This window comes from Bartonella sp. AA86SXKL (assembly GCF_042196885.1).
Genome location: NZ_JBHIRE010000173.1, coordinates 1 through 443, shown reverse-complemented (window position 1 = coordinate 443; position 443 = coordinate 1). Strand labels below are relative to the sequence as shown.

The following is a 443-nucleotide window of genomic DNA, read 5'->3' as shown; positions in this document are numbered from 1 at the left end:
TGATTATTGTTTTTTTGATGAAAATAGAATAGAGTAAGAATATAAAAATAAAGTTTGCGATTTTTATCGTCGATAAATCTGACTTTTCTGATTCACATTCATTGATAGGAGATGCCTGATTAACTTTTCATACCCCTAATATTCCGAAAGCTTTTTTAAATGTAGCTTGTGAAAAAATTTTAGAATAAGCTACTCTTTGATATCATTTCACTGTCCCGATCTTTGACTAATACTGAAAAGAAAATGGAACTTTCCTGTTTATGTGATTTGATTGGAAATGTTTGCATAATTTTTTTAAATCCGTAACCGGGATATATTCCTTCTCTTGTAAATAAATTACGTAAAGGTGAGCAATTACGTAATAATCCAAGCCCAAAGCTTCGTATGATATGAACAGGTAACATATTAGAAAGTAAAGCAGAGTTGAACATATGAACAGATCC

The 443-nt window shown here is 30.0% G+C and carries 1 pseudogene; it reads right to left on the bottom strand.

What is annotated here, in order from left to right:
- Positions 1 to 179 precede the first annotated feature (179 nt).
- Positions 180 to 443: pseudogene (locus ACFIO5_RS10795) on the bottom strand (UbiH/UbiF family hydroxylase); the annotation flags it as partial.